Below are 437 nucleotides of genomic sequence, written 5' to 3'. Positions count from 1 at the left end.
GGCCCTGGAGCACGCGGGTCTTCCCGCCGGCCGCGTTCTGATCGGCGGCGTGGGCGCGACGCCCGAGGGTATCGCGGCGATGCAGCGCCAGCGCCTCGCGGTGACGATCTACCAGGACGCGGCCCTGCAGGGCCGGCGCGCGATCGACGACGCGCTCGCGCTGATCCGGCGTGAGCCAGTGCCGCATTCGGACTGGGTGCCGTTCGAGCTGGTCACGGACCGCATGTCGACGACGCATTTCGCGCGATAGCGCTGGTCCCGAGCCGGTCGATACAGGATCGAGAGACTGGCACGTGCCGACCGAGGTGCGGGGCGCCCTCCCGAGCGCGACCTTGAAGCGTCTGGTCTCTCACCCCCAGCCCCCTGCCACCGGGCTTGCAGATCAGCGGATTGGATTCGGGATCGTCGTCCGGTCAATTGATGGGGCAGTCCAAAGA

At 69.6% G+C, this 437-nt stretch carries 1 pseudogene; it reads left to right on the top strand.

The window, feature by feature from the left end:
• Positions 1–250: pseudogene (locus ACU8YE_RS25470) on the top strand (hypothetical protein); the annotation flags it as partial.
• Between the last annotated feature and the right edge of the window lie 187 nt (positions 251–437).

The organism is Ralstonia sp. VS2407 (genome assembly GCF_052950655.1).
The sequence above is the reverse complement of the archived record's forward strand: the minus strand, read 5'-3'. Positions and strand labels throughout refer to the sequence as shown.